Annotated in this window: 27 protein-coding genes and 1 pseudogene; 7 read left to right on the top strand and 21 right to left on the bottom strand. The window is 73.4% G+C overall.

Annotation, left to right across the window (positions count from 1 at the left end; translation table 11 throughout):
* Window positions 1–64: 64 nt before the first annotated feature.
* From ACQPY0_RS24545 to ACQPY0_RS24520, 6 genes are all read right to left on the bottom strand, one after another.
* Window positions 65–1,111 carry a DNA glycosylase AlkZ-like family protein gene (locus ACQPY0_RS24545; RefSeq protein WP_432993032.1) on the bottom strand — a complete coding sequence of 349 codons (1,047 nt, stop codon included), beginning with the start codon at window positions 1,109–1,111 and terminating at the stop codon, window positions 65–67.
* A gap of 36 nt (window positions 1,112–1,147) precedes the next feature.
* Complete coding sequence (locus ACQPY0_RS24540; protein WP_432993029.1) at window positions 1,148–1,453, bottom strand: hypothetical protein; 306 nt, start codon at window positions 1,451–1,453, stop codon at window positions 1,148–1,150.
* 106 nt (window positions 1,454–1,559) lie between these two features.
* Window positions 1,560–2,603, bottom strand: coding sequence for a CapA family protein (locus ACQPY0_RS24535; protein WP_432993026.1), 1,044 nt, complete (start codon window positions 2,601–2,603; stop codon window positions 1,560–1,562).
* Between the two features lie 103 nt (window positions 2,604–2,706).
* A complete protein-coding gene (gene selB / locus ACQPY0_RS24530; RefSeq protein ID WP_432993023.1) occupies window positions 2,707–4,452 on the bottom strand; it encodes a selenocysteine-specific translation elongation factor in 1,746 nt (581 codons plus the stop codon).
* 5 nt (window positions 4,453–4,457) lie between these two features.
* Complete coding sequence (gene selA, locus ACQPY0_RS24525) at window positions 4,458–5,729, bottom strand: L-seryl-tRNA(Sec) selenium transferase (protein WP_432993020.1); 1,272 nt, start codon at window positions 5,727–5,729, stop codon at window positions 4,458–4,460.
* A gap of 455 nt (window positions 5,730–6,184) precedes the next feature.
* Window positions 6,185–6,748 (bottom strand): hypothetical protein, encoded by a 564-nt coding sequence (locus ACQPY0_RS24520; protein ID WP_432993017.1) that lies wholly within the window; start codon window positions 6,746–6,748, stop codon window positions 6,185–6,187.
* 266 nt (window positions 6,749–7,014) lie between these two features.
* On the opposite strand from ACQPY0_RS24520, the gene ACQPY0_RS24515 reads away from it, so the two are divergent.
* Window positions 7,015–9,750 carry an FAD-dependent oxidoreductase gene (locus tag ACQPY0_RS24515; RefSeq protein WP_432993014.1) on the top strand — a complete coding sequence of 912 codons (2,736 nt, stop codon included), beginning with the start codon at window positions 7,015–7,017 and terminating at the stop codon, window positions 9,748–9,750.
* 59 nt (window positions 9,751–9,809) lie between these two features.
* Here the strand turns inward: ACQPY0_RS24515 and ACQPY0_RS24510 are convergent, their stop codons facing one another.
* From ACQPY0_RS24510 to ACQPY0_RS24495, 4 genes are all read right to left on the bottom strand, one after another.
* Window positions 9,810–10,166: a hypothetical protein gene (locus tag ACQPY0_RS24510; RefSeq protein WP_432993011.1), complete on the bottom strand. Its 357-nt coding sequence runs from the start codon at window positions 10,164–10,166 to the stop codon at window positions 9,810–9,812.
* 18 nt (window positions 10,167–10,184) lie between these two features.
* Window positions 10,185–10,328 (bottom strand): hypothetical protein, encoded by a 144-nt coding sequence (locus ACQPY0_RS24505; RefSeq protein ID WP_432993008.1) that lies wholly within the window; start codon window positions 10,326–10,328, stop codon window positions 10,185–10,187.
* A gap of 97 nt (window positions 10,329–10,425) precedes the next feature.
* Window positions 10,426–10,662, bottom strand: a complete 237-nt coding sequence (locus tag ACQPY0_RS24500) for a hypothetical protein (RefSeq protein ID WP_432993005.1) — start codon at window positions 10,660–10,662, stop codon at window positions 10,426–10,428.
* A gap of 251 nt (window positions 10,663–10,913) precedes the next feature.
* Entirely contained in the window at window positions 10,914–11,507 is a 594-nt protein-coding gene (locus ACQPY0_RS24495) for a DUF5753 domain-containing protein (RefSeq protein WP_432993002.1), read from the bottom strand.
* Here ACQPY0_RS24495 and ACQPY0_RS24490 point away from each other — a divergent pair.
* Window positions 11,483–11,638 (top strand): hypothetical protein, encoded by a 156-nt coding sequence (locus ACQPY0_RS24490; protein WP_432995968.1) that lies wholly within the window; start codon window positions 11,483–11,485, stop codon window positions 11,636–11,638. The two genes, ACQPY0_RS24495 and ACQPY0_RS24490, sit on opposite strands and share 25 nt — an antisense overlap.
* Here the strand turns inward: ACQPY0_RS24490 and ACQPY0_RS24485 are convergent.
* From ACQPY0_RS24485 to ACQPY0_RS24465, 5 genes and pseudogenes are all read right to left on the bottom strand, one after another.
* Window positions 11,606–11,680, bottom strand: a pseudogene (locus ACQPY0_RS24485) (hypothetical protein); the annotation flags it as partial. The gene ACQPY0_RS24490 and the pseudogene ACQPY0_RS24485 sit on opposite strands and share 33 nt — an antisense overlap.
* Before the next feature lie 93 nt (window positions 11,681–11,773).
* Window positions 11,774–12,277, bottom strand: a complete 504-nt coding sequence (locus ACQPY0_RS24480) for a DUF6879 family protein (protein ID WP_432992999.1) — start codon at window positions 12,275–12,277, stop codon at window positions 11,774–11,776.
* A complete protein-coding gene (locus ACQPY0_RS24475; RefSeq protein ID WP_432992996.1) occupies window positions 12,255–12,485 on the bottom strand; it encodes a hypothetical protein in 231 nt (76 codons plus the stop codon). The genes ACQPY0_RS24480 and ACQPY0_RS24475 overlap by 23 nt, the downstream gene beginning before the upstream one ends.
* A 356-nt stretch (window positions 12,486–12,841) precedes the next feature.
* Window positions 12,842–13,207 (bottom strand): SigE family RNA polymerase sigma factor, encoded by a 366-nt coding sequence (locus ACQPY0_RS24470; protein WP_432992993.1) that lies wholly within the window; start codon window positions 13,205–13,207, stop codon window positions 12,842–12,844.
* A gap of 42 nt (window positions 13,208–13,249) precedes the next feature.
* Window positions 13,250–13,876, bottom strand: a complete 627-nt coding sequence (locus ACQPY0_RS24465; protein WP_432992990.1) for an FMN-dependent NADH-azoreductase — start codon at window positions 13,874–13,876, stop codon at window positions 13,250–13,252.
* Window positions 13,877–13,959: 83 nt separating this feature from the next.
* On the opposite strand from ACQPY0_RS24465, the gene ACQPY0_RS24460 reads away from it, so the two are divergent.
* The 3 genes from ACQPY0_RS24460 to ACQPY0_RS24450 all read left to right on the top strand — a co-directional run bounded on the left by ACQPY0_RS24460 (window position 13,960) and on the right by ACQPY0_RS24450 (window position 16,314).
* Window positions 13,960–14,421, top strand: a complete 462-nt coding sequence (locus ACQPY0_RS24460) for a MarR family winged helix-turn-helix transcriptional regulator (protein ID WP_432992987.1) — start codon at window positions 13,960–13,962, stop codon at window positions 14,419–14,421.
* A gap of 42 nt (window positions 14,422–14,463) precedes the next feature.
* A complete protein-coding gene (locus ACQPY0_RS24455; protein WP_432992984.1) occupies window positions 14,464–14,940 on the top strand; it encodes a hypothetical protein in 477 nt (158 codons plus the stop codon).
* A gap of 603 nt (window positions 14,941–15,543) precedes the next feature.
* Window positions 15,544–16,314: a phosphotransferase gene (locus ACQPY0_RS24450; protein WP_432992981.1), complete on the top strand. Its 771-nt coding sequence runs from the start codon at window positions 15,544–15,546 to the stop codon at window positions 16,312–16,314.
* Window positions 16,315–16,350: 36 nt separating this feature from the next.
* Here the strand turns inward: ACQPY0_RS24450 and ACQPY0_RS24445 are convergent, their stop codons facing one another.
* The 5 genes from ACQPY0_RS24445 to ACQPY0_RS24425 form a co-directional block, all read right to left on the bottom strand.
* Complete coding sequence (locus ACQPY0_RS24445) at window positions 16,351–17,277, bottom strand: hypothetical protein (protein ID WP_432992978.1); 927 nt, start codon at window positions 17,275–17,277, stop codon at window positions 16,351–16,353.
* 226 nt (window positions 17,278–17,503) lie between these two features.
* Window positions 17,504–19,150 (bottom strand): hypothetical protein, encoded by a 1,647-nt coding sequence (locus tag ACQPY0_RS24440; protein WP_432992976.1) that lies wholly within the window; start codon window positions 19,148–19,150, stop codon window positions 17,504–17,506.
* Window positions 19,147–20,028: a hypothetical protein gene (locus ACQPY0_RS24435; protein ID WP_432992973.1), complete on the bottom strand. Its 882-nt coding sequence runs from the start codon at window positions 20,026–20,028 to the stop codon at window positions 19,147–19,149. Before ACQPY0_RS24435 ends, ACQPY0_RS24440 begins: the two co-directional genes overlap by 4 nt.
* A gap of 126 nt (window positions 20,029–20,154) precedes the next feature.
* Window positions 20,155–21,435 carry an IS110 family transposase gene (locus tag ACQPY0_RS24430; protein WP_432992970.1) on the bottom strand — a complete coding sequence of 427 codons (1,281 nt, stop codon included), beginning with the start codon at window positions 21,433–21,435 and terminating at the stop codon, window positions 20,155–20,157.
* A gap of 332 nt (window positions 21,436–21,767) precedes the next feature.
* Window positions 21,768–22,370: a class I SAM-dependent methyltransferase gene (locus tag ACQPY0_RS24425; protein ID WP_432992967.1), complete on the bottom strand. Its 603-nt coding sequence runs from the start codon at window positions 22,368–22,370 to the stop codon at window positions 21,768–21,770.
* Window positions 22,371–22,499: 129 nt separating this feature from the next.
* Here ACQPY0_RS24425 and ACQPY0_RS24420 point away from each other — a divergent pair, with 129 nt between their 5' ends.
* Window positions 22,500–22,985, top strand: a complete 486-nt coding sequence (locus ACQPY0_RS24420; protein WP_432992964.1) for a chemotaxis protein CheX — start codon at window positions 22,500–22,502, stop codon at window positions 22,983–22,985.
* Window positions 22,986–23,153: 168 nt separating this feature from the next.
* Here the strand turns inward: ACQPY0_RS24420 and ACQPY0_RS24415 are convergent, their stop codons facing one another.
* Window positions 23,154–23,810, bottom strand: a complete 657-nt coding sequence (locus ACQPY0_RS24415; RefSeq protein ID WP_432992961.1) for a CBS domain-containing protein — start codon at window positions 23,808–23,810, stop codon at window positions 23,154–23,156.
* Between the two features lie 300 nt (window positions 23,811–24,110).
* Between ACQPY0_RS24415 and ACQPY0_RS24410 the strand changes: the two genes are divergently transcribed.
* On the top strand, window positions 24,111–25,163 hold the full coding sequence (locus ACQPY0_RS24410) for a 3-deoxy-7-phosphoheptulonate synthase (RefSeq protein ID WP_432992958.1): 1,053 nt from the start codon (window positions 24,111–24,113) through the stop codon (window positions 25,161–25,163).
* Window positions 25,164–25,495 lie beyond the last annotated feature (332 nt).

Genomic DNA, 25,495 nt, shown 5'->3' with positions numbered 1-25,495 from the left:
GGCTCAGGCCGTCCTCCATCACGCGATCGGCAGCAGCGTACCGGCGAACACCGGCAGTGCGGGCCTACGACATCACGTCCAGCTCGAGCCAGGACGCCAGGGCCTTGATCTCGCGGTGGACCGCGGTGGTCACCGCCTTCGTGAACGGCGCGTCCTCGTGGATCGCGTCCACGCGCAGTACGCCGGCGCGGTGGTCGGTGGCCGCGTCGAGCTTGCCGACCAGCCGGTCGCCGTGCAGGATCGGCAGCGCCCAGTATCCCCAGCGGCGCTTCGCGGCCGGCTTGTACATCTCCAGCTGGTAGTCGAACTCGAACAGCTCCGTCATCCGCTTGCGGTCGTAGACCAGGCGGTCCAGGGGTGACAGCAGGGCGGTACGGCCGGAGAATCCGTGGTCGAGCAGCTCCGGATCCACGCGCCACTCGCCCCTGACCCCCTCGACGACGGCCGGCTCGCCGGCGTCGCCGCCGCGGGCGATGCCCAGCGAGCGGAGCCGGCGCTCGTCGCGGATGTGCTGCGCCTCCGCCGGCGGCACGACCCCGTCCGGGTAGACCCGCTCGGCGAGGTCCCACAGGCGTTCGGCCCCGCGCCGGCCGGCCGCCGCGACCTCGCCGCGCTGCACCATCGCCTGGAGCATCCTGCCGACGTTGCGGTTGTTCGACCAGCCGGAGGAGCGCCACGACACCACGCACGTGTCCGGCAGGTCACGCACGGTCAGCGGCCCGTCGGCGCGCAGCCGGGCGAGGATGTCCAGGCGGCAGCCGGTGTTCGCCTCGACCCAGGCGCTCAGCCCCTCCTGCCGGTCGTGCACCGGCCAGGCGTCCATCTCCGCGCGGTACAGCGCCACGTCCTCCGGCACGAGGATCATGCCCTGCACCTCCAGCAGCGCCTGCTCGTCGAGCGCGTCGCGCAGCCGAGCCGGGTCGTAGGACGAGCCGAGGCGGCTCCACAACACCAGGTCGGCGCTGCGGGCCACGTACGCGGTCGGGTCGTTCTGCACCTCCCAGAGCCGCCGCACGGCGTCGAACAGCCCGGCGGGGCGCTCGGCGCCGAGCAGCTGGGCGCGGACCGCGAGGCGGCGGGCGTCGGCGCGGGACAGCGTGTGCACGGTCACCCGCCGAACGTAGGCGACGGTGCCGGCTGTGCCCGGCTACCAGGAGCCGCCGCTTCCGCCGTCTCCTCCACCGCCGCTGAAGTCGGATGCGTCGCTGTACGTCGCGTTCTCGGCGATCGCTGCCGAGTATCGGTCCGATTGCGACGCATCGTCGCTGCGGCCTTGGTACGGATGCTTGCGTTGCCGGCGGTTGGCCGACCGCAGGTCCTTCATCGCGGCCTGGGCCGCGCGCAGCTTCTCCGCCTTGGTGCGGGGCCGGCGGCGGCGCCGGACGATCAAGGTTCCACCGACGGCGGCCGTCGCCGCGAGGACCGCTGCCGTGACGACCACCAGGAGCGCCATGAACCCAGGATAGGCACGTACGTCAATGGCGGCGATCCGCCACAATCGACGGCCGTGGGTGAGCATCATCCCCTTGCCCGATCGCCGACCGCACGGCGATCGGCGGCTAGGCCGGGGACAGGCCGGTGCACCGGCGCAGGTCCGTGAACCGCTTGGTGAGGGCGGTCGCGGCGGCGCCGGTGAGCGGCTCGGGCTGGCCGGTGCCCGACACCACCGCCGGGACGAGTTCGGCCTTCGTCACCGTCCGGCCGTGGACGTCGACCCGCAGCACGCCGGTGTCCGCCGAGCCGACGTACCACACGAAGTTGCCCAGGCCGTAGGCGACGTACGTGTGGCCCAGCCAGCCGTCGCCCTGCAGCACGTGGGCATGGGCGCCGATGATCAGGTCGGCGCCCGCGTCCGCGAGGGCCGCGGCGAACGTCTTCTGGTTGACGTTCGGGCACTTGTCGGTCTCGGTGCCCCAGTGGTTGAACACGATCACCAGGTCCGCCCGCTCGCGCGCCGACTTCACCGCCGCCACCGCGCGGGGCACGTCCCACGCCATCGCGATGCCGGGGGTGGACGGGCCGGCCTTCCAGCTCTCGGCGAGGGTGTGGATCTGGCTGAAGCCGAGGATCGCCACGCGGACGCCGCGCACCGGCAGGATCAGCGGGGCGTACGCCTCGTCGATCGTGCGGCCACCGCCGAACACCGGCAGACCGGCGGCGCCCGCCGCGTCGAGGGTGTCGGCGAAGCCGACGCGGCCATAGTCGAGGGCGTGGTTGTTGGCGATCGACACGGCATCGACGCCGGCCGCCTTCAGCGCCTCGTACACCGACGCCGGCGCCCGGAAGTGGTACTCCTTCGGCTCCGGCGTCCCGCGCGTGGTCACCGCCGTCTCCAGGTTCACCACGGCCAGGTCGGCGGCCGACAGCATACCCGCCATCGGGCCGACCGCCGTCGCCGGGTCCTTGAGCAGCCCGGCGGTCCGCCCGGTGAAGTGCACGTCACCGCCGAACGCGAGCGTGAGGTCGGCGGCCACCGGCGAGGCCGGCGGCGCGGGCGAAGGGGAAGCGGCCGCGGGCATCGGCGAGGGCCGCGGTGCAGGCGCCGCCGTGCAGCCGGTCAGCAGCGCGGCCACCGCCATCCCCGCCCACCGCACAGCGCCCATGGCGCCGATCCTAAATAGGTCCGCAACTCGCGCCACCCGGAACCGCTACGCTGCTGGACTGGCCGGAGGCGCTCACCGGCCGGTGGGCGCGGGCGAGCGCCGCTTACTGCTGGCTGCCCTGACGTTCGACCCGGTGGCGGCCGTCGGGCAGGCGCCGGGTGGCACCCTGGCGATGCAGGAACTCCAGCAGCGGTACCGCGACCCGCCTGGTCGTCCCCAGCGTCTGCCGGGCCTCACTCAGCGTGAACGGCTGGGGCAGGCCCGCGAGGCGCTCGGCCGCGGCCCGGGGGGCGCCGGGCAGCAGCACGATGCCGTCGGCGACGCGCAGCAGCAGGCCGGCCTTGGCCGCGGCGCCGAGCTCCTTCGGGCCCAGGCCCAGCTCGGCCAGGCGGTCGGCCTCCGGGGCGGCGAACGGGCTGGTGGCGAGGTCGGCACGGACGGTGTCGACGGCGCGCTGGAGGCGTTCGGGCAGGCGGGATCCGGTGCCGATGCGTCCGTTGTGGATCGTCAGCGGCGGGGTGAGGAGGCGCTCGACGAGCGAGCGGTCCGGCAGGGCCAGGCGTTGGCGGATCGCGTCGAGCGGCGGGTCGGGGTCGAGGGGGTGCTGCTCGGCGTACGCCCTGACCTCGCCCCGCAGGCGGCTGCGCAGCTCGGCCTCGTAGTCCGGGTCGAGCAGCCAGCCGGGGCCGGGCGCCGGGACGCCCATGCGGGCCAGGTCGTCGGCGTGGACGAGGCTGCGCCGGCGCAGCTCGGCGGCGGGGTCCGGGCGGCCGTCCATGGTGGACAGTTCGACGGCGCGGGCGGCGGCCGCGCCGCGGCGGCGCAGCTCGGGCGGGGCGACGTCGAGGACGGTCACGCCGCCGGGGACGCGGTGGCGGCCCGGGTCGCGCAGCAGCGCCCGGTCACCGGTGTGCAGGGGCAGGGCGCGGTCGAGGCGGAGGCGGGCGGTGTCGGTGCCGAGGGGGCGGACCCGGACCGGGACCGCCGCGGAGCCGATGTGCAGCACGGTCGTGGCCGGCAGGTCGGCGACCGGGTCGCCGTGGACGCGCACGTCGATGAGGTCGGTGAAGACGAACCGGCCGGGCGTGACGAGCGCGTCGCCGCGCGCCACCGCCGAGCGCTCCACGCCCCGCAGGTTCACGGCGACCCGCGCCACGGCGTCGACCGTGGACACCGGTTCGCCGAGGGACTGCAGGGCTCGTACACGTACGGACGCGGAGTTGAGCTCGAGGTCCGTCTGGGCGGTCAGGCGCCCGGCCCCGAGGGTGCCCGTGACCACGGTGCCGCTGCCGCGGATGGTGAAGGCCCGGTCGATCCACAGCCGGACCGGGGTGTCCACGACGGGCGGCGGGAGCGCGGCCCCGAGCCGGTCGAGGGCGGCGCGCAGCTCGGGCAGGCCCGCCCCGGTGACGGCGCTGAACGCGACCGCCTCGACGTCGCCGGCCGAGGTCTTCGCCAGCTCCGCCCGGGCCTGCCGGATCGCGGGCTGCGGGTCGGCGAGGTCGGCGCGGCTGACGACGAGCAGCGCGTGGCGCACGCCGAGCGCGTCCAGGGCCGCCAGGTGCTCCGCGGACTGCGGCTTCCACCCCTCGTCGGCGGCCACGACGAGCATCGCGGCCGGCACCGGCCCGACCCCGGCGAGCATGTTGGGCACGAAGCGCTCGTGCCCGGGCACGTCGACGAACGCGACGGTGCCGCCGGAGGGCAGCCGGGTCCAGGCGAAGCCGAGGTCGATGGTCATGCCGCGGCGGCGCTCCTCGGCCCAGCGGTCGGGCTCCATGCCGGTCAGCGCCCGCACGAGGGTGGACTTGCCGTGGTCGACGTGGCCCGCGGTGGCGATCACCCACATGGCGCTCAGCGGCCCGCCGCGCGCAGGATCGCCGCGGCCACCGTCTTGTCCGCGTCCTCGGGCACGCACCGCAGGTCGAGCAGCAGCCGGTCGCGCTCGACCCGCCCGACGACGGCCGGTTCTCCGAGGCGCAGCGGCGCGGCCAGGCCGGCCGGCAGCGCGAGCGCGGCGGAGGGCAGCTCGACGTCCGGCGCCCCGCCACCCCCGACGACGGCCACGGTGTCCACCACCACGGCGTCGAGCCCGTCCAGGGCCTGGCGCAGCGCCTCGCTGCGCCGCCGCAGGTCCGCTGGCTCGGCCCGCAGCCCGCGCCAGGTCGGCGTCTCGGGCCCGAGCAGGGTGGCCTCCAGGGCGGCGAGGGTGAGCTTGTCGACCCGCAGCGCCCGGGCGAGCGGGTGCCGCCGCAGCGCCTCGACCAGGTCGGCCCGGCCGAGCAGCAGCCCGGCCTGGGGCCCGCCGAGCAGCTTGTCGCCGCTGGCGGTGACGAGGCCGGCCCCGGCGCGCAGGGCGGTGGCCGCGTCGGGCTCGCCGGGCAGCAGCGGATCGGGCCGCAGCAGCCCGGAGCCGATGTCCACGACGAGCGGCACGCCCAGGTCCGCGAGCTCGTCGACCGGCACCGACGAGACGAATCCGCGCTGGTAGAAGTTGGACGGGTGCACCTTGAGGATGAACCCGGTCCGCTCCCCGACGGCCCGCCGGTAGTCCTCCGGCGAGGTCCGGTTGGTGGTGCCCACCTCCCGCAGCCGGGCCCCGGTCGACGCCAGCAGGTCCGGCAGCCGGAACCCGTCGCCGATCTCGACCAGCTCGCCGCGGCTGACGACGATCTCCCGCCCGGCGGCCAGGCCGGTCGCGGCGAGCACGAGCGCGGCGGCGCCGTTGTTGAGCACGTGCACGGCCTGGGCGTCCGGCACCGCGTCGGCGAGGGCCCGCAGCGCGCCGCGCCCGCGCCGCGCCCGCCGCCCGGTGCCGAGGTCCAGCTCGACGTCGGTGTGCCCGGCGGCGGCGACGATCGCCTCGACGGCCGCGGCGCACAGCGCGGCGCGGCCGAGGTTGGTGTGCAGCACGACGCCGGTGGCGTTGAGGACGGGCCGCAGCCCGGGGCGGCGCTCCAGCCGGGCCACGACGGCGTCGAGGACGCCGCCGGGCGGCAGTTCGCCGCGGCGGACCCGGTCGAGCTCCTCGCGGACCACGGTCCGGGCGCGGTCGCGGGGGAACGGCGCCAGGCGCGGGTCGTCGAGCACCGTGTCGGTCCGGGGCACCGCTCGTCGCGGATCCAAGCCTGCCTCACTCTCAGCGTTCCGGCCTTCAACGCTAACAGCGCGTACGCTCGGGTGACGCCCGGACCGAAAGCGAGCACCCGCTGCGCGTGGACGCGATGCGGATGCTGCGGCTGTGCGCCGAGGAGGGGGTCGGCGTCATCGTGTACAGCCTGTTCGCCCGCCCGTGGAGCGCCGAGGCCACGCCCCGGTGGGCGCTGGACGGCCCGGCCGCCGAGCGGCTGCTCTGCACCCCGGCCACCGCGGACAGCGACCGGGCGATCGTCGAGGCAGTCGGCGCGATCGCGCGGCGGCGCGGGGCGAGCGCGGCGCGGCAGATCGACGACGCTGTCGCCTCGCTCGAACTCAACCTGACCGCCGAGGAGATCCGGGCGCTGCAGGAGCCGTACACGCCGCGCGACGCGGCCGAGATCCGCCGCCGGATGGCCCTGACCTCGAGCCCCGGGGCCGAACGGCTACGGGCCGCTCCAGACGCACAGGGCCAGCACGATCAGCACGACGGCGACCATGAGCAGGATGCCGTACAGCGGGGGCAGCCCGGCCCGCTCGCCCCGCGCCTCGGCTGCGGCCGCCTTCCAGCGGCGGCGCTCGCGGGCCGACGGTGGCGTCGCGACCTGCTCGGCGCCCGGGCCGCCGGCCAGTTCGGCCAGCCGGGCGTCGACGGCCTCGGCGGTGGCGCCGCGCTCGGCGAGCCACGCCACCGTGTCCGCCGGGGCGGTGCGCACCAGGGCGGCCAGCAGGTGCTCGGTGCCGATGTGCTCCGCGCGCTCGGCCGCGGCGATGCGGAACGACCGCTCCAGCACCGCCTTCGTGGCCTTGTCGAGCGGGACGCTGCCGGTGGCCGGCTTCGGGGGCGGCGGCGGATCGCCGCTCCACAGCGCGGCGGTATTGCCCGACCGGTGGGTGGCGAGCGCCGCGGCCAGGTCGGCGGGGCTCACCCGCGGATGACCGGCGGCCTCGGCGAGACCGGGCAGCAGTTGGAGGGCCTGGAGGGCCTCGGCGGTGAAGTGCGAGAACACGAATGATCGTTCTACCCGACGGGCCGGACCCGATCGAGCCCGGGTGGTACCCGGCCGGTGAACACCCTGGTGGTGGCGTAACGCGGGTCACATCGCGCCATGCCACGCCCCGGCGATCCGCGGTGTCCTGAGGGCTATGACCGACCACGGCACACCGCACAAGGTCGTGGTCATCGGTGGCGGCTACGCCGGAACGCTAGCGGCCAACCGTCTGCGGATGCGCGACGACGTCGGCATCACGCTGGTCAAACCGGCTGCACCAGTTCGTGGTCCGTACCGGCGACGCCACGATCGACTACGGCACGCTGCTCGGCGAGGGCGCCCAGCTGGCCGTCGACAGCGCCACGCGCATCGACGCCACCGCCCGCACCGTGCGCCTGGCGTCGGGTCGTGACCTGGACTACGACTACGTCATCTACGCGGTCGGCAGCACCGCGGCGACACCGTCATCGGTGCCCGGCGCGGCCGAATACGCCTTGTCCATCGCCGAGTTCGAGTCCGCGCAGCGGCTGCGCGCCAGGCTGGACGGGTTGCCCCTCGATGCAGCGATCACGGTGGTCGGCGGCGGATTGACCGGCATCGAGACGGCGGCCGAACTGGCCGAACAGGGACGCACGGTCACGCTGGTGTGTGGCCGGACCCTGGCACCCTACCTGAGCACGGCGGGGCGCCGATACGTCGCCAGGTGGCTCACCCGGCACGGTGTTGCCGTGCTCGAGGCCGGCGTGGTGAGCGAGGTCCGGCCGGGTGCGGTCGTCCTTGCCGGCGGTGCGGTGCGGGCGAGCGCGCTGACCATCTGGACGGCCGGTTTCGGTGTGCCGCGGCTGGCGGCGGCGAGCGGGCTGCGCACCGACGCCACCGAGCAGTTCCTGACCGCGGCGGCCACCGGTGACCTGGAAGGGCTGCTCTCGCTGCTCGCTCCGGACGTCACCTGGACCGCCGACAGCGACGGCAAGAGCATCGCGGTGCGCCGGCCGGTGGTGGGCGCGCGGAAGGTGGCCGCGGTCCTCATGACCCTGTTCCGCCTGGAGCGGCTGGCGGACCTGCGGATCGGCACTCCCCATGACCGCCGGTGCGCGGCCGGACCTGGACGCGCTGCGGACCGCCCGCGCGACGTGGCCCGGCCGGCCGGCTCGCGGCGCGGACGCGACCCCCGGCCGGTCGCGCCCGCGCCGACGAACCGATCAGGCCGCCTCGAACGCGATGCGTTGCCTGGCGGCGTCAAGGGCCTTCACGCGCACCGGCAGGGCGCTGCCCACCGGCGGGCGCCGCTCGGTCACGAGCAGGCCGGGGATGTCGCCCTGCACGGTCAGCAGGGCGCCGAACGGCGTGAGCTTCGTGACGCGGCCGTCGACGACGTCGCCGACACCGTGCCGGGCGACGAAGTCGTCCCAGTTCGAAACGCGGGTCATGCACAATCACCTCCCCTCCACGCAGACCCGGCTGAGGGTGTTGCGTGCGGGAGGGGCGGGCCGCGTGCCCGCGGCGGGCTCAAACCGTGGCCGGGCGCAGCTTCCACGCACGGCTTCGCGCCGACCCGGCAGTCATGGCGCAATCGTACAACCGGCGCATGGCGCCCGGGCAAGGCCTTTCGTACGCTACGGCGAACGCCGATGCGTCCTGCTGCGACCCGCCACGTTGTGCAGGCCGCCTCTGCCCGCCGTGCGCCGTGGCCGGCCGGGTCGGGAGGCCGAGCACTGCCGTCACGAGGATGGGAGGGCCGGCGGATGCCTGCTGCGCCGGATCGGATCAGCGTCGAGTTTCTGGGTGACAGCGCGGGTGAGGGCCCGCTGTCGTGGGGTCAGCTGGAGAACTTCTCGGCGATCGTCAAGCAGCGAACGTGGCTGCCGTTGGGCGGGGTGAAGCCGCTGGAGCCGGGGACGACCCTGGACGAGGTCGCGGGCGAGCTGCGATACCTCATGAGCCGCTACGAGCCGATGCGCACCCTGCTGCGCTTCGCCGCCGACGGCACGCCGACGCAGGTGGTGTACCGCGGCGGCGAGATCGACCTGGAGATCGTCGATGCCGGCGCGGCTGATCCGGGGCGGGTGGCCGAGGAGCTCTGCGACGCCTGGCGGGGCAAGCAGCTGGACTTCGCCACCGAGTGGCCGCTGCGGATGGCGGTCGTGCGCAGCCACGGCGCGCTCACGCACATGGCGGTGCTGGTCTCGCACTTCGTGACCGACGCGGCCGGGGCATTGACGATGCTCGCCGAGGTCGCCGAGCGGACCGCGGCACCGGTGGCGGGCCTGCAGCCGCTCGCCCAGGCGCACTGGCAGACCTCGCCGGCGGGGCAGCGGCACAACGCGGCGGCCCAGCGGTACTGGGAGGGGATCCTGCGCACCGTGGACCCCGACCGCTTCCCGCGCCCGGCGGCCGTGGAGTCGCCGCGGTACTGGCACGGGGAGTACACCTCCCCCGCTCTCGGCATCGCCGCGCGCTCCTGGGCGGCGAGCACCGGGCTGGACAGCTCGACGGTGCTGCTGGCCGCGTTCGCGGGGGCGCTGACCCGGGTGAGCGGGATCGACCCGGTGGTGATCCGGCCGATGGTGAGCAACCGGTTCCGGCCCGGCCTCGCGGGCGTGGTGTGCACGCTCGCGCAGGCGGGGCTGCTGAGCATCCCGGCCGCGGGCGCGGACTTCGCCGAGTTGCTCGGGCGGGCGCGGCGGGTGACGACGGCGGCGTACAAGTACGCCTACTTCCACCATGGCGGCATGGAGCGCCTCGTGGCCCGGGTCGCCGCCGAGCGCGGGGTGGCGCTGGAGCTCGGGTGCTACTTCAACGACCGCCGCGGCCCGTCGCGGGACGAGCCGATCGAGCCGGGCGAGTCGTCGTTGCGGTGGGTGGCCGCCCAGGACGCGCCGTCGTTCGAGCCGCTGTTCGTGCACGTCGACGACGTGCCGGGGACGCTGCGGCTGAGCGTGTACGTCGACGCCGCCCACCTGTCCCCGGCCGCGGCCGAGGAGGTCATGCGCGGGATGGAGCGCCTGGCGACGTCCTGACCCCGTGGACGTGACCGGCCGTGGCCTCCTGCGCGGGAGGCCACGGCCGAGCGCCGGGCTCAGCCGCCGAGCCAGTCCGTCGAGGCGCCCAGGCCCGTGTCGACCCCCTCGGCGATCCGCGCCGCCTCGGCCGGCTCGACCGGCGGCCGGATGGTCACGGTGAGCGCATAGGGGCTGTCGGGCAGCTGCTGCACGACGACGTCCTCGCCGGTGCCCTCGACGAGGTCGGCCGGGGGCGCGACATACGGCCCGATGCCGGCCGTGACGACCCCCGCGCGCCCGGCGTCGGCGGTGACGCTCGCCGTCCAGTGCGTCGGGTCGTGGCCGCCGAGGGTGTACCGCATGAGCGGCCGCCGCCCGCCCGGCGCCCACGACAGCAGGATCGGCTTGACGAACGCAGCGATGAGCTGGTGCACAGAGTCACCTCTCGGTTCTCAGTCGACGTTGGATCTCGCCCGGATCGCGGGCAGCGCAGTCTTGTGGATGAACACCACGCGGTCGTCGCCGCGGTTGCCGTTCCACAGCACCTGATAGCCGATGACCTCGATGCATCCGGCCATGATCTGGGCCCGGGGCACTGGGCCACACGTAGGCGGATCGCCCCCGCGCCGTACATGTAGTCCTGTTCGGCGAGGCTGAGGATTTCACCGGCCGCGATGGGAGCCTGCATATCGCTCACTTCACGGCCCCATACAGCTCGCGCCGGTCCCAGTCCTCTTCGGTGCCCATGAGTGCGTGCGCTGCGGCGAGGGTGTCGAATGCTGCCGTCCAATCCCGGCACCCGCGTTGGCGGCAGATGCCGCACCGTCCCGCCGCACCCTGATTTGCGTGAGCGCTGAGCATCTTGCGGTAGTGAGCGACCTCCTCATCCGCGAGGTCGAGTCGTTCCCCGTCCATGACGTTCGCGTACATGCCTCACCTCGCCGGCCCTGGCAGTCTCGCGGGCACAGAGTGCCCGCCTCCCACTGCGTTCGTTGTTGGAACCGGCCGCCAGGGAGCCGGTGCAACTGCCTGCGGCGAGGAAGGCAGCACAGCTCCCGGCGGTCCCCGGTGGCCGGTGGCTCGACGGCCGGAAGCAGCGTCACAACCGTCTCACCAGTGATTTAGACGGTATGAGCGATGACGATTGCATCGGAATGATGTTTCTCGAAGTTGCTGGCAGATCAGGTGTCGAGCGCTGCGATCGCGTCGGTGATGATTCGGCGGGCGGGCTGTCCGACGACAGCCATCGACGACAGTTCCGCGAACCAACGCGCGTAAACGGCGACCTCGCGCGGCTGTGTAATCGTGAGCTGGGCTGAGGGCGTCTCGACGATGACTCGTTCGTCGTCGTAGATCCAAAATCCGGGACTTGCCCACATGGTCCGGTCGATGTTGCGCGGAATGATGCCGAGGCTCACGTTCGGAAGCACCGCCACGGAGATGAGGTGCGCGAGTTGGGCCGCCATCATGTCCGTGTCGCCGATGCGGGCGTGCAGCACGTTCTCTTCGAGCACTGCGGCGAACGTGTGGTCTCCGGCGTGCACAACGCGTTGCCGGTCCATTCGCGCCTGTACGGCGTGCTCCAGGTCGTCAGGGATGCCGTTGAACTCGATGATGCGCCGCATGCGTGCCCTGGCGTACGCAGGCGTTTGGAACAGGCCGGGAACGACGCCTGCTCGTAGATGCGGAATTGCCGCGTCCGCTCCCAGAGCGGCACGAAGGAGTCCTGGAAGCGGCGCAGGCCGGTGCGTTGAAGCCGTCGAAGCTCGATCCACATGCCTTCGACGGCGTGTCGAGTGGCGATGAGGTCGGCTGCTTGGTCGTCGGCGCCGATGTGGCGGCACCACACCCGGATGTCGTCGGCTGTCGGCGTCTGGCGGGCGTGCTCGATCTTGCTCACCTTTGAGCGCGGCCACCCCGCACGCCTGGCGAGATCGATCGCCGACACGTCAGCGTCGACTCGGATCTCGCGCAGGCGAGCGGCGAGTGCAGCGCGAGCTTCGCCGATTGCGGGGGTTGGTTCGATGGGCAAGGCGGCGGCTCAGGCGGGACGGTAGTTGCTGTGGTCGACCGCGCGAGCCCACGCCGTTTCGAACGAGTCGGCGCAGAAGGCGATCACGTGCGGGTCGTCGTTCGGCTGCACGCCGAGCCACTCGCCGTCACCGCCGGAGAGGTTGAACAACAGGGCATCGTCGACCAGCCAAAAGTCATTGCCCGGAAGCCTGAGATCGGACGCTTGATCGCGCGGCAGCCATCGCACGACCTCGCCCGCGGCGAGGTTGGCTAGCGGGGTGACATCGTACTCGTAACGGACGTACTCGGTGATGGGCTCCGAGACGATGCGCAGCCGTCGGATGTCCGCGCCGTGCTCCACGAGCGGCGCAAGCAGCGCGCGCCATTCCGTGTCCGCGTCCCCTCGCTCCGACATGCGGCCGGCCTTCCAAGCGTCGAAGCGTGGCGTGCGGGCGTAGGTGTCGCGCATCTCCAGGTGCAGCGCGCGACGCTTGCCGGACAACAACAGGTCAGCCAGCTTCGGCAGCGCCATGACCACCGCGTACCTCCGGGAAGATGTTCATCAGCCGCTTGGGGATGCGGATCAGGGTCTCATGGGGCGGGACGTCGCCGACCTCGGCAAGTGTCGCGGGGTCATCGACTCTCCACCCCTGGACGACATAGGTCTCACCGTCATCCCAGACAGTCGGCGATTGCCCGCCATCAGAAGCGGGGTCTTTTCCGAGGTAACGAAGTCCCATGGCGGTCTCCCTTGCGGATGGGTGTCGACCTTGTAGCCCGAGTGTGCGCGGAGGTCGGATCAGCGGAAGGCTTGTTTCTCGAAGTTTCTCGTGGGTTCTGCAAGGCGGCGACAGAAAGCGCGGTGCCGCGCCGCCACCCGAGGCGGCACCTGACGCGTGATGATGGTTCCGAACCCGAGTGCCAGCAATTAGAATCCGTTCACCATGGTCATCGCCAGCCCGCTACCCACGAACGTGCAGCTCGCAGTGATCAATGTCTGCCGAGATGCCTACCACTGGCGTGATGGAGAATTCACGTCAAGTCTTTGAGGGCATTCTCATAGGTAGAGTAACTATGCTTGACAAGACAGGTCCGCCTAGAAGTGCAGCGGGATCACCGCCTTCTGCCGGGCCGGCAGCGCGCCGATCGCCCGGATGACGGCGTCGCGGTCGTCGTAGCGGCCGGTCGGGTCGCACTGCGGGGCCAGCAGCCCCTCCAGCCCCTCGCCGACGTGGACGGTGCGGGACGCCCGCCGCCGGCGCCACGAGAGGAACTCGTTGACGACCATGCGGTGGACGGATCGCTCCGGCGCGTCCAGCCGCGCGATCCGCCCCCAGCGCGCCTGCGCCCGCACCAGCACGTTCTGCACGATGTCCTCGGCGAGGTCGGGGTCCCAGGTGACCACGGCGGCGTAGCGCACCAGGGCGCCGAGCCGCGCGGTCACGAACTCCTCGAACGTCACACCGTCACAACGCCTTGACATCGACGGGACTGCTACCTGCCGCTAGAAAATCTTCGCCGCCTCGACCGCGTCGGCGTGGGCACGGGCGCGCCGGGCCTCGACCTCGGTGGTGGCCAGGTTCGGCCGGAACTCGACCGAGGCGATGTCGGTGATGCCGGCCCAGCGTAGCCACCCGTCGAAGAACGGGGCCTGGAAGTCGGCGCCGAAGGCGGGCCCGCGCCCCTCGCCGTAGACGGCGCCGGTATAGAGCACGGCGGCCTTGCGGCCGGTGACCAGCCCGCGGTAGCCGAGCTCCGGGTCGAAGCCGAAGACCATGCCGGGCTGGCTGACCACGTCGATGAACTGCTTGAGAACGTACGGGATCCCGGCGTTCCACATCGGCACCGAGAAGAGGTACTTGTCGGCGCCGGCGAACCGCCGGAACGCCGCCGCGGCCGCCTCCCAGGCCGCGACGCCCGCGCCACTGGGCTCGAGCCCCGCGAACACGTCCATCTTCGCGGCCACGGCCGCCGGCCCGAACTCGGGCAGCGACCCGTCCCACAGGTCCCACTCCTCGACCTCGTCGCCGGGATGCAGCTCCCGGTACACCTCCAGGAACGTGCGCGCGAGCGCCAGCGACTCCGACCGCTCCCCGCGCGGCGACGCCGAGATGTGCAGCAGCTTTGCCATGTCTCTCTCCTACTCTGTGTGCGTGCGCACGCACTTTTGTAGCGCAAGTGCGTGCGCGCGCACAAGACTGGTACGGTGTGACCATGGACTCCACGGCCGCCTGGGCGGCGCTGCTGCGCGTGCACGCGGCCCTGACCCCGCTGCTCGACCAGGAGCTGCAGGCCACCCACGGCCTCCCCCTGACGTGGTACGACGTGCTGCTGGAGCTCAACGCCGCCCCCGGCCGCCGCCTGACCATGTCCGCCCTGGGCGCCGCCGCGGTCGTGAGCCGCAGCCGGGTGAGCCGCGTCGTCGACGAGCTCACCCGGGCCGGCCTGGTCGAGCGCTGCGCCAACCCCGACGACAAGCGCTCAGCCTTCGCCAGGCTGACCCCGGCCGGCCGCGCCCGCCTGAAGGCCGCCGCCCCCACGTACGTGGCCGGCATCGAGCGTCACTTCACCGGGCAGATGACCCGCACCGAGGCCCAGGCGGTGGCGTCCGCGCTGCAGAAGGTCCTCCGCGCCTACGACGCATCGCAGGTTGTAGCGGTGGGCCCGGCCCGGTAACGGGGTCGTGCGGCGGGCCGCCACACGGTAGGGTCACGGCTCGTGATGCGCGTGTTGCCGCCCCTGCTGGTCATCGGCGGCCCGGCGGGGTCGGGCAAGAGCAGTATCGCCGCCGCCGTGGCCGAGCTGGTGGACGCCCCGGTGGTGGGCCTGGCCGACAGCGCGGGCGAGGACCAGCACTGCGTCGACCTGCCGGCCCTGCAGCTCGAGCTGGACGAGCACGAGGAGGCCGCGATGGTGGTGATCGAGGGCGTCTTCCCGCTGGCCCTGAACCCGATCCGCTGGGCGGCCCGCTGGACGGTCTACGTCGACACGCCCCTGGACATCAGCCTGGCCCGCCGCGCCCTGAGCCAGGACGACCCGCGCTCGGTGCTGCGCGCCTACCTGGAGGGCGGCCGCGAGGCCCAGGCCCGCTGGGTCGCCCCCTGCCGCCAGCTGGCGGACCTGGTCGTGGACGGCGCCGACCCGCTGCCCGAGACCGCGGCCAGAATCCACAAGTTCATCCTCCAGCGCTCCTGAGCCTTCGACAAAGCCACCGGGCGAAGCGGCCCGGTGAACACGGCCGCGCTGCGCTGCCACCTCACCGGGCTGGGGCCAAGATCGAGCGGGTCGAGATGACAGCCTTCTCGCGGACGCCGCACCGAAGGCTGCCAGTGGACGCCCGTAGTGAGGGTCAGGGTCAGGGTTCGGCGCTTCTGCTGCGAGAACAACTCGTGCGCGGGCACGGACCTTCGTCGAGCAGGCCGACGGGTTGACCGTTCGACATGTCCGTCGTAGCCCGCCGCCGCGGAGGATGCTACGGCCCTACCGGACCCGAGGGTGCCGCCGACCCAGGTCCTCGGGGTGGACGACCACACCCTCGAACGCGGCCACGTCTACGGCACGGTCCTCATCGACTGCGACATAACCCGCTTGCGGAGGGCGTGAGTATCCGGCGAATCGCCGGACACCTGGGCCGGGGCCGACACACCATTCATCCGAGCGAACCCGGCAGCCTTGCCGACAGCGACGCGGCCGCGCTCGCCGCGATCAGTGCCCACAACTACCTCGTTCGCGGCTTCGCCGACATGCCCGCCCAGGGGCGCGGTACCACTGAGCCGTCAACCGGATCAAAATGAGGGCGTGAATGCGGAGCAGCGGCTCGCCGGGGGCAACACCGGTGGAGCGGTCCGGATCGGCGACACCGTCCGGCGCACGCCCGGAGCGTGGACACCGTCGGTGCACGCGGTGCTGCGGCACCTGGAAACCGTCGGCTTCGGCAGGGCACCCCGGGCGCTCGGCTTCGACGACCAAGGCCGGGAAGTCCTGTCGTTCCTGCCCGGAAACGTCGTGGGCGACACACGACCGTGGCCGGGCTGGGTCCACAGCGACCAGGCGCTGCACCAGGTCGCCGGCTGGCTTCGGGAACTGCACAGCGCCATGGCGGGCTTCACGCCGGCCGGCGATGCGATCTGGCGTGAGGGCGGGACCTGGCGGCCCGGAATGATCATCGGGCACAACGATGCCGCGCCCTACAATGCGGCTTGGGCGGACGGGCAGCTGGCGGGCTTCTTCGACTGGGACTTCGCCGCACCGGTCACCCCCGAGTGGGATCTGGCCTTCACGGCCTTCGCCTGGGTGCCGCTGCATGCTCGCCACGTCGTGGCGGCGGAAGGATTCACCGAGTTCGCACAGCGACCCAGCAGGCTACGGCTGTTCCTCGACACCTACGGTTGGGACGGCCCCCTCGGGCCGTTCGTGCAGATCGTGCGCGAACGAGTCAGCGCCTCCGCCCAGGGCATCCGCCGGACTGCCGCAGCCGGTGATCCCGCCTACCAGCGCATGATCGATCAAAGGGTCGACAAGGCCTTGGAGACGGCCGTGCGAGAGCTTGCCGAGTTCCCGCACCAATAGCCAGGATCACGGAAACGGGCCGGACCCAAAAGCTGGTCAGCGACGCGGACGCACGGTGGTCAGCACCGCGACCACGGCGAGGACCGTCAACGCCGCCGCCAGGGACAGGGCCGGCGGTCCCAGCGGTGGCACGCCCCGCAGCTCGGGAGGGGCCGCCGCGGCCCAGGCCGCCGCGCCGGCCGGGATCGCGATGACCCCCGCGAACGCCACCAGCAGGACGGCGGCCAGGGGCTCGACCAGGCGGGTGCGGCGGGCGGCCAGGCCCTGCGTGCGCAGGGCTGCCAGGTCGCCGGTCGTGGCCTCCACCGTGCCGCTGAGCAGGGCCGCGGCCGCCAGCACGATGGCCAGGACGCCGGCCACCAGGTAGAAGCGCAGGCCCAGCGCGCTGCCCTCGTTGGCCAGCGCCGTACGGGCGTCGGCGACCGTGCGCCGGGCGTCGATCGTCACGCCCTTCGCGGCGATAGTGTCCACCACGGACTGCGGGGCGTCCGCCGACAGCCAGACCTCGGCGCCCGCCGCGCTGCTGCCGACCGCGAGCCGGTCCGCGTACTCGAGGTCGACCAGCATCCCGGTGGTGCCCAGGCGCGGCAGCGAGGGCACGGTGGCGACCACGCGGGCGGGCAGCGGGCGCTGCTTGTCGAAGCCGTTGAGCTGGCCGTCCGGCGGCAGCGGCCCGGTCGACACCACGGGCAGGACGGCGGGTCCGTCGTCGGGGCGCAGGACACCGGTGCCCGAAGCCGAGCCGGGCGGCAGCTTCAGCACCAGATCCGGGCCCTGCGCGGTCACGGTGGCGCCCGCCGGGGCCTGCCACGTCGTGGACGGTGCATTGTGGACGGTCAGCTCCAGGGCCGGTCCGTCGTACGGGGCCGGCCGGACCGACAGCTGCGCCAGCCGGCAGCCGTCCGCGCACGGAACCGCCGCCGTGTAGATGTGCGGCCCGGCGACCAGCGCCCCGAACTCCACCGGGCGCTGGCGGCGCCGTTGAGCGGGGCCACGACCGCCGACAGCGCGTCGTCGGGCCGGTCCAGGCGGGTGACGGTGATGTCGAGGCTGAGGCTGGTGCCCGTGACGGTCGGCGCGGAGCCGGCGGAGGCGGGGTGCAGCAGGGAGGCCACGCCGGCGGGTGCGCCGGGCCACAGCGCCGTGGCGGCCAGGCGTGCGGAGTCGACGGCCAGCATTCCGGGCAGCGCTACGACCGCCATCGCGTATCGGGCATCGGGATCGGCGGCCCGCACCGCGTCGAGGAGCTGGCGGCGGCTGGCCGCGCCCACTGACAGTACCGTCGAAGCCCCGGTCTCGGCCTCGGCCCGCTCCTGCTGACGCACCTGTGCGGTCGCGGTCGCCGCCGCCGCGAAGGCCAGCGACGCCAGCGCGACGACGAGCACCGCGAGCAGCCGCGCCGCGGACGGCCGCCGGGCCAGCCACAGCCCGGCGAGCCCGCCCGTGAGCCGCCCCGGCGCAGCGCGAACGCCCCGAGCCGGCCGGCGAGCGGCGGCCCGGCGACGGCGGTCAGCAGGGCGGCCGCGAGCAGCACCAGCGCGGGCGCCAGACCCGCCACGCCACCGCCCGATCCGCGGACCTGGAACGTGGCCGCCGCCGCGGCGACGGCCACGAAGAGGGCGATCCGGGTCCCCCAGCGCCCGCCGCGGACATCGACCCGCCGCAGGAGGGCGGCGACGGGCCCGGACACCGTACGGATGCCGACGACCACCCCGGCCACCAGCGCCCCGACGACGGCCACGGCCGCGTAGAGCGGGGCGCCGGGCGTGGCCCAGCCGCCGGCGGCGCTGAACCCGGCGCCGGCGCCGGCGAGCATCGGGATCAGGGTCTCCCCCGTCGCCAGCCACCAGCGGCCGGGGCGGGCGACCCCGCGCAGTGCGACGACCCCGTGCTCGAAGCGGCGCGCCCGGGTGGCGGCCGCGACGGCCAGGATGATGACGGCCCAGGCCAGGACGAGAACCGGGGCGACGGCGAACGGCACGGTCCGGCGTACCTCGGCCCGCCGCTCGTCGATCCGGTCGAGCAGCGCGCCGAGGTCCGTGGTGAGCCGCGCGGTGCCGTTGGAGCGCCGGTCGGACTCGTCCAGCCAGCCGCGCAGCTCGCCCAGGTGCTCCACGCCGATGGCACCGGGCCGCGGATACGCGTCGTACGTCTGCAGGTCCGCCGGCCGCGAGAAGGTCGCGAGGGTACGCCGGTCCACCGCGAACGCCGGCCCCTTCCCGCCGGTCAGCGCGCCCCCGGAGCCCCAGTACGGCTCGGTCCCGTCCCGCGGGCGGACGATCCCGACGACGGTCAGCGGCGACGGCGCCCCGTAGGCGAGGTAGCGGTTGTTGGTGGAGTCGAACATCGACCCGGTCAGCGAGACCGCGTCGCCGGGCGCGAGCTTGAGGTGCTCGGCCGCGTTCACGCCGAGGACCGCGTCGCCGGTGCCCATCAGGCAGCGGCCGGCGACGACCACGACGTGCCCGCACAGGCCCTCCCGGTAGACGACCCGGCTGAGCTGCTCGGGGTCGGCGACCGGCCGGTCGGCCGGCTGGGCGGCGAACTGCGCGGAGAAGACCGCGGTGTAGCCGGGCGCGTCGAGCCAGCCGGACGCGAGACGCTCGAACGTCGGCGGGATCGAGCCGTCGCCGGCCGCCTCGACGGTGCCGCTCACCAGGATGTTGCGCTCCTTGAGACCCGCCTCGGCGACCTCGGTGGCCACGATGCGCCGGTCGGTGCGCTCGACGTAGACGGGCGCGGCGACGGCAGCGGCCGTGGCGAGGGCGGTGAGCAGCGCGACGGTGACGGCCCGGGCCGGCCGCGAGCGCAGCATCGCCAGGACGAGGGCGGTCATCGGCGGCCCGCCCGCACCAGGGCGACAGCCCCGAAGACGCCGAGCGCGGCGAGGCCGGCAAGAGCCAGACCCAGCGGTTGTACGGCATGTGCCGGCACCGGCCACGGATCCGTGAACGCGCGCACCGGCGACGGGGTCAGCAGCCGCAGCAGCAGCGCGGCGGCCGTGCCGAGCAGCACGGCGACGACCACGGGGGCGAGGGCGGCGCGGCGCCCGACCCGCCGCACGGTGCGCTCGGCGACGCCCTGGCGGCGCAGGGCCCGCAGCTCCGCGTCGCGGTCGCGGCGGTCGACGGCGGCGACGACGAACGCGGCGACGGCGGCCAGCAGCACCACCACGGCGGCGCCCGCGAGGCCGCCGAGCAGCGTCACGGCCGGGGCCAGGCGGTCCGCGCGGGCGGTGGCCGCGGTGACGCTGTCGCTGCCGGTGATGTCGAGGCCGGCCGCGCGGAGACGGGCGACGACGGCGTCGCCGGCGCTCGCCGACAGCCACACCTCGGGGCGCTCGGCGGTGGGGAGGGCGCCGACGGCCACGGCGGCGATCCGCGACGCGTACTCGAGGTCGACGAGGACACCGGCGCCGCCGCCCCGGGGCACCAGCGCGCGGGGGCGGGGCACCAGCGGTACCGACACCCCGAAAATCCCGGCGACGGGCTGGTCGTGGCCGTCCCCGCCGGGCAGGCCGCCGGCCACCAGGGCGGGCAGCGGCACCGGGGTGTCCACCACGTAGACGCGGCTGTCGACCGGCCGCGACGAGCGGGGCCGCACGTCGGTGAGGCGCAGGCGGCCGGCCGACTGGCTGACCTGGACGCCGGCGTTGGCCTGGGCGACGGTGGTACGCCAGCGGGCCGGGTCGGCGAAGACCGCGCCCGGCACCACGGCGGTGCCGCCGACGGCCAGCTCGCGCAGCTAGTACGAAAACCACAGCAACCCGGACGCGCGGTAGCGGTCCCGCGTAGCGCAGCGGAGCGGGACGGGTCTTGTTACTGGCGGGTTGTGTGTCGGTTATGCGGCGGTGGGCAGGGCGCGGGTGGCGGTGACGTCGAAGCCGAGCGCTTGGAGTTGGCGGATGTGGTGCCGGGCTCGGCGTTCGGGGTTGATGCGGGTGTCGTAGAACGTGACGCCGAGGTCCTGGTAGGTGGCTTCGGGGTTGGACAGCAGGTGCCAGAGGATGACGAGCGCGGAGCGGCCGACCGCGACGATGGCCCGTTGTGGCCCGCGCCGTCGGCGGATGCGCCGGAACCGTTCGCCGAGGAATGTCTGGGTCCGGCCGGCGCTGGCGGCGACGTGGCCGAGGGTTCGGGACAGGTAGGGGTTGCCGTGCCCGGTGGCGCTGGTGCCTTTCGTGCGGCCGGCGGACTCTTTGACCTTGGGCGAGAACCGGGCCCAGGACGACAGGTGTGCGGCGGTCGGGAATCGGGTCATGTCCACCCCGATCTCGGCGATGATCGCGCGGGCGGCGACCCGGCCGATGCCGGGGATCTGCTCAAGCCTCGCCGCCGTGTGGGCGAAAGGGGCGATGTGGACCTCGATCTGAGCGTCCACGTCGTCGATGTCGGTCTGGATGGCGTCGATACGGCCCAGCATCTTTGCCAGCAGGAACGCGTGATGCTGATCGAATCGGCCGGTCAGCGCCTCTTGCAGGTCGTCGAGCTTGCGGCGAAGCGTGGCCCTGGCCAACTGTGCGAGGGTCATCGGATCGCGTTCGCCGGCGATCAGCGCCGCCATCATCGCCCGCCCGGACACCCCGAAGATGTCCGAGGCCACCACGGAGAGCTTGATCTGGGCGTCCTCGAGCAGCTTCTCCACCCGGTTCTTCTCCGACGACTGTGTGATGACCAGGTCGACCCGGTAGCGGGTCGGGTCCCGCAGCCGGCGGATCTCGACCGGGGGCACGAAGCTGGGGCGCAGCATCTGCCGCTCGGCGAGCTTGCACAACCAGACCGCGTCGATGCGGTCGGTCTTGGGCCGGCCGGGCAGGTGCTTGACGTCGTGGGCGTTGACCAGCCACGTCTCGAACCCGGCCGCCTCCAGCAGGTAAAACACCGGCTTCCAGTAATCGCTGGTCGCCTCCATCACGACCCGGGTCACGCCCAGCTCGTACAGCCGGGCGGCCAGCCGCCCGAGGTCGCGGGTCATGGTCCGGTGGGTAGTCACCTCCTGCATGCGCCGCCCCGGCTTGTCGGGGTTGGGCACCCGGGTGCAACACACCAACGTGGCCTTGCCGATGTCCAGCGCGGCGACCCGCTCGACGATGTCCTGCCTGTCTTCCGATTCCTCCAGCACGTCTCCTCCTCTGCCACTCGACCCGCGAACGATGCGGGGGGTGTCGTCCGCGGTGGCCACAGTGGAAGGGGGAATCTAGAACGCGTGCTCGAGGCAACAGTGAAGGGCCCATCAGCGTGGCCACCCGCATCCGACTAGCTAACGGCCTCGATGGAACCAAGCAGCGCCGACGTCTGCGGACGACATCAACCACCGTTGCCGCAACCACCACGGCGCGCAAGGGCCCCACGGTTTTCAGCCCGGAACGGGCCGCCCACAGGGGGAAGGAAGCCTAGCTAACCGAGGCGGTCGCGACGCGCGGTACCCGAGTGACGACGCGCGGTTCGCGTGAGTCAGCTGAAGACGGCGACCAGGAAGTCCGACTCGGGGGTGAACGGGCGCAGGTCCCAGGTGGCCAGCAGCATGTCCGCCCGCAGCCCGGCCGCGGCGGCGTCGGCGAGGAAGTCGTCGAAGGCGTATCCGCGGCCGGCGCCGAAGCCGGTCACCAGCCGGCCGCCCGTGCCGAGGTGGGCGCGCAGCCGGCGCAGGATCTCCACCCGGGTGGCGGGCGCGACGAAGGTCATGACGTTGCCGGCGCAGACGATCGCGTCGAAGTCGGCCTTCACCCCGGCGGCGGGCAGGTCCAGCTCGGCGAGGTCGCCGACCAGCCATTTCGGGCCCGGGTGGTCCTGCTCGGCGACGGCGACCAGCTCCGGGTCCAGGTCGACGCCGACGACCTCGTGACCGGCCGCGGCCAGGAACGCCCCGACCCGGCCGGTGCCGCTGCCGGCGTCGAGGATCCGCGCGCCGCGGGGCACCATCGTGTCGATCAGCCGCGCCTCGCCGGCCAGGTCCTCGCCCTTGGCGGCGAGGTCGCGGAAGCGCTGGACATACCACCGCGTGTGCCCGGGCTCCTCGGCCTTGCGCCGCAGCCAGGCGTTCTCCTCCTGGGTCACCGGCCGCCTCCTTCCTGAAAAGTTACGCCGTCAAACCCTACTCAAAGCCTCAACCGGGCGGCTCGGGGGCCGATGAGCCGACTGCCGAACAAGCCGTCGACGACGCGTCCGTGCGAAGGGAGCCGACCCATGCGGGCTGAACTCGACGGCGGGTCGGTCACCGCCGATGCCCTGCAGGGCATCGTCTGGCAGGTGTGGACCGCGTACCTCGGGGGCACCCCGCCCGCCGAACCGCTGCCGGCCGCCTCGTACGTGCAGCCGTTCGACGTCATCGCCGGCGTCGCGATCGCCGGCGCCTGGCACGGCCACGTGGTCCTGCGCTGCCGGCTCGACGCGGCCGCCGCGATGGCCGCGGCGATGCTCGAGCTGCAGCCGGGCAACGTCCGCCTCGAGGACATCGTCGACGCGGCCGGCGAGCTGATGAACATCATCGCCGGCAACGTGAAGAGCCTGCTGCCCCAGCCGTCGGTCGTGGCCCTGCCGCAGGTCGTGCTGGGCGAGGCGGAGGTACTCTGGCCGGGCGCGTCCGCGGTGTGCGAGCTGCGGACCGGCTTCGGCGACTGGGCCGTGCTGCTGTCGGTGATGCAGGTCGACAGCGGCGGGCCGGCGTGGTGACCCCGGGCTGCGCGGCTGCAGTTTCGCGTACCTGACCTTGCTCGTACGCGGGCGTTGCGCTCGAGACCGGCGACGGTCACACCATCGGCAGGCACTACGCGCTCGCGGCCGAGCGCGACGCCTACGACGCCGGCACCATCGCGGCGCTGGAGGCCGCTGCGGACCGGATCATGCACGAGCTGGACCAGCGCCGCTCGCCCGCGGACCGGCACTGAGGTAGTTGACCACGTCGACGACGCCGTCGACCCGCTCGATGCGCCGCACGAACACCGGGATCGCCTCCTCGCGGCCGACCTCGCCCAGCAGCGTCACCACGCCGTCGTCGACCTCGACCCGCAACCGGTCCAGGTCGACGAACTCCAGGATCTCGCGGCGGATCTCGGCGTCGCTGCGCAAGAACACCTTGAGCAGGTCGTGGCGGGTCACCATGCCGACCAGCCGCCCGGCGGAGTCCACGACCGGCAGCCGCTTGAGCCCGGCCGCCTCCATGATCCGCGCCGCCTTGGGCAGGGACGCACGTCCGCTGACCGTGATCGCCGGGGCACTCATCAGCTCGCCGGCCGCGGTGGCGTGCACCTTGGCCCGGGCCCGGCGCGTCTCGCGCCCCTCGAACGGGTGCGCCCGCTCGTCGTCGCCCGCGAACTCGATCTTGGGCAGCAGGTCGGCGGAGGACACCACGCCGATCACCCGGTCCGAGCCGTCGACCACCGGCACGGCGTTGACCCCGTGCGCCTCGAGCAGATCGACGATCTCCTTGAACGGGGTGTCCTCCTGCACCGACACCGCCCCGAAGGTCATCACGTCCGCGACGTTCCACCGGCTCATCTCGGCCTCCTTGATCGCTGTGAGCCGACCGTACGGCCGCGCCCTCCCCCGTGGGCAGGGCCACAGGACCCGGGCTGGGGTGCCACCGGGCCTGTGCGGTAGGCTCTTGGGCGTGAAGCTGGGTTATCGCGCGTTTACCGTGGCTCCGGGTGGAGCCGGCGGTCACGTGTGCTGACCTAGTTCACCCGGAGCCAGCAAGGGCAGAGACGAAGGGCAGAGACCTTCGTCTCTGCCCTTCGTCGTGTCAGACGGCGGGCTGGTTCACCGGGCCCGCCTCCCTGGAAGGAATCGAGACGGGTCATGGAAACCAGCAACCTCCGCGTCACCGGCTACCGCCCGCTGTTCACGCCGCGGGAGCTGACCGCCGAGCTACCGATGGACGACGAGCGCGCCGCCGTCGTGCAACGCGGCCGCGACGACGTGCACCGCATCGTCACCGGTGCCGACGACCGCCTGCTCGTGGTCGTCGGCCCGTGCTCGGTCCACGATCCGGTGGCAGCGGTGGACTACGCGAAACGCCTGGCCGCCACGGCCGAACGACTGTCCGCCGACCTCGCCGTTGTCATGCGGGTGTACTTCGAGAAGCCCCGCACCACGGTCGGCTGGAAGGGCCTCATCAACGACCCCGGCCTGGACGAGACCTTCGACGTGCCCCGCGGCCTGCGCCTGGCCCGCACCCTCCTGCTGGACGTGCTCGGCCTCGGCCTGCCCGTCGGCTGCGAGTTCCTGGAGCCGACCAGCCCGCAGTACATCGCCGACGCGGTATCCTGGGGCGCGATCGGCGCTCGCACGCCCGAGAGCCAGGTGCACCGCCAGCTCGCCTCGGGCCTGTCGATGCCGGTAGGGTTCAAGAACGGCACCGACGGCGACGTCCAGGTCGCCATCGACGGCTGCCGCACCGCCGCGAGCCGTCACGTCTTCTTCGGCGTCGACGAGGACGGCCGCGCCGCCGTCGTCTCCACCGCCGGCAACCCCGACTGCCACATCATCCTGCGCGGCGCCCGCTCCGGCCCGAACTACGGCCCCGGCGACGTGGCCGACGCCCTGGCCCGCCTGGAGAAGGCCCAGATGCACCGCAAACTGATCGTGGACGCGAGCCACGGCAACAGCGGCAAGGACCACGTCCGCCAGGCGTCCGTCGCCCGCGAGGTGGCGGAGCAGATCGCGGCCGGCCAGGACGGGATCGCCGGCATCATGCTGGAGAGCTTCCTGGTAGCCGGCCGCCAGGACATCGCAACGCCCCTGACCTACGGCCAGAGCGTCACGGACGCCTGCATGTCCTGGGACACAACCGAAACCCTGCTGAACGACCTGGCCACCGCCGTCCGATCCCGCCGAAGCGCAACGGCGTAATTACACTCCGAAGCGCGTTTTTGGGGCCATGGTACGGTCAAGGAATCCGGAACGCCGCCGCCGAGGTGCGCACGTCCGCTAGTGCTTCAGCCCGCCTGTAGCGATCCGCTGTCTTCTCCGAGTGGCCGGCTCTGTCGGGCCGCCCCGGGCCGTCCCCGGCGCTTCGGCGTCTTGGGGCCCGTCCTGGGGCGGCCCGGGTTCCGGCTCCGGGTTCGTCCTGGGCCGGGCGGGCCGGGATTCGGATCCAGCGCCTCGGCGTCCCGGGGCAGATCCGAGATTTGGGTCCGGCCCTTCGGCGTCCCGAGGGAGCGGTCCGGGGTTCGCTTCCGACT

This window comes from Dactylosporangium sp. CA-233914, assembly GCF_050942935.1.
In the GTDB taxonomy this organism is placed as follows: domain Bacteria; phylum Actinomycetota; class Actinomycetes; order Mycobacteriales; family Micromonosporaceae; genus Dactylosporangium.
Note: the sequence above shows the minus strand (reverse complement) of the source record. Positions and strands in the feature narration are given on the sequence as shown.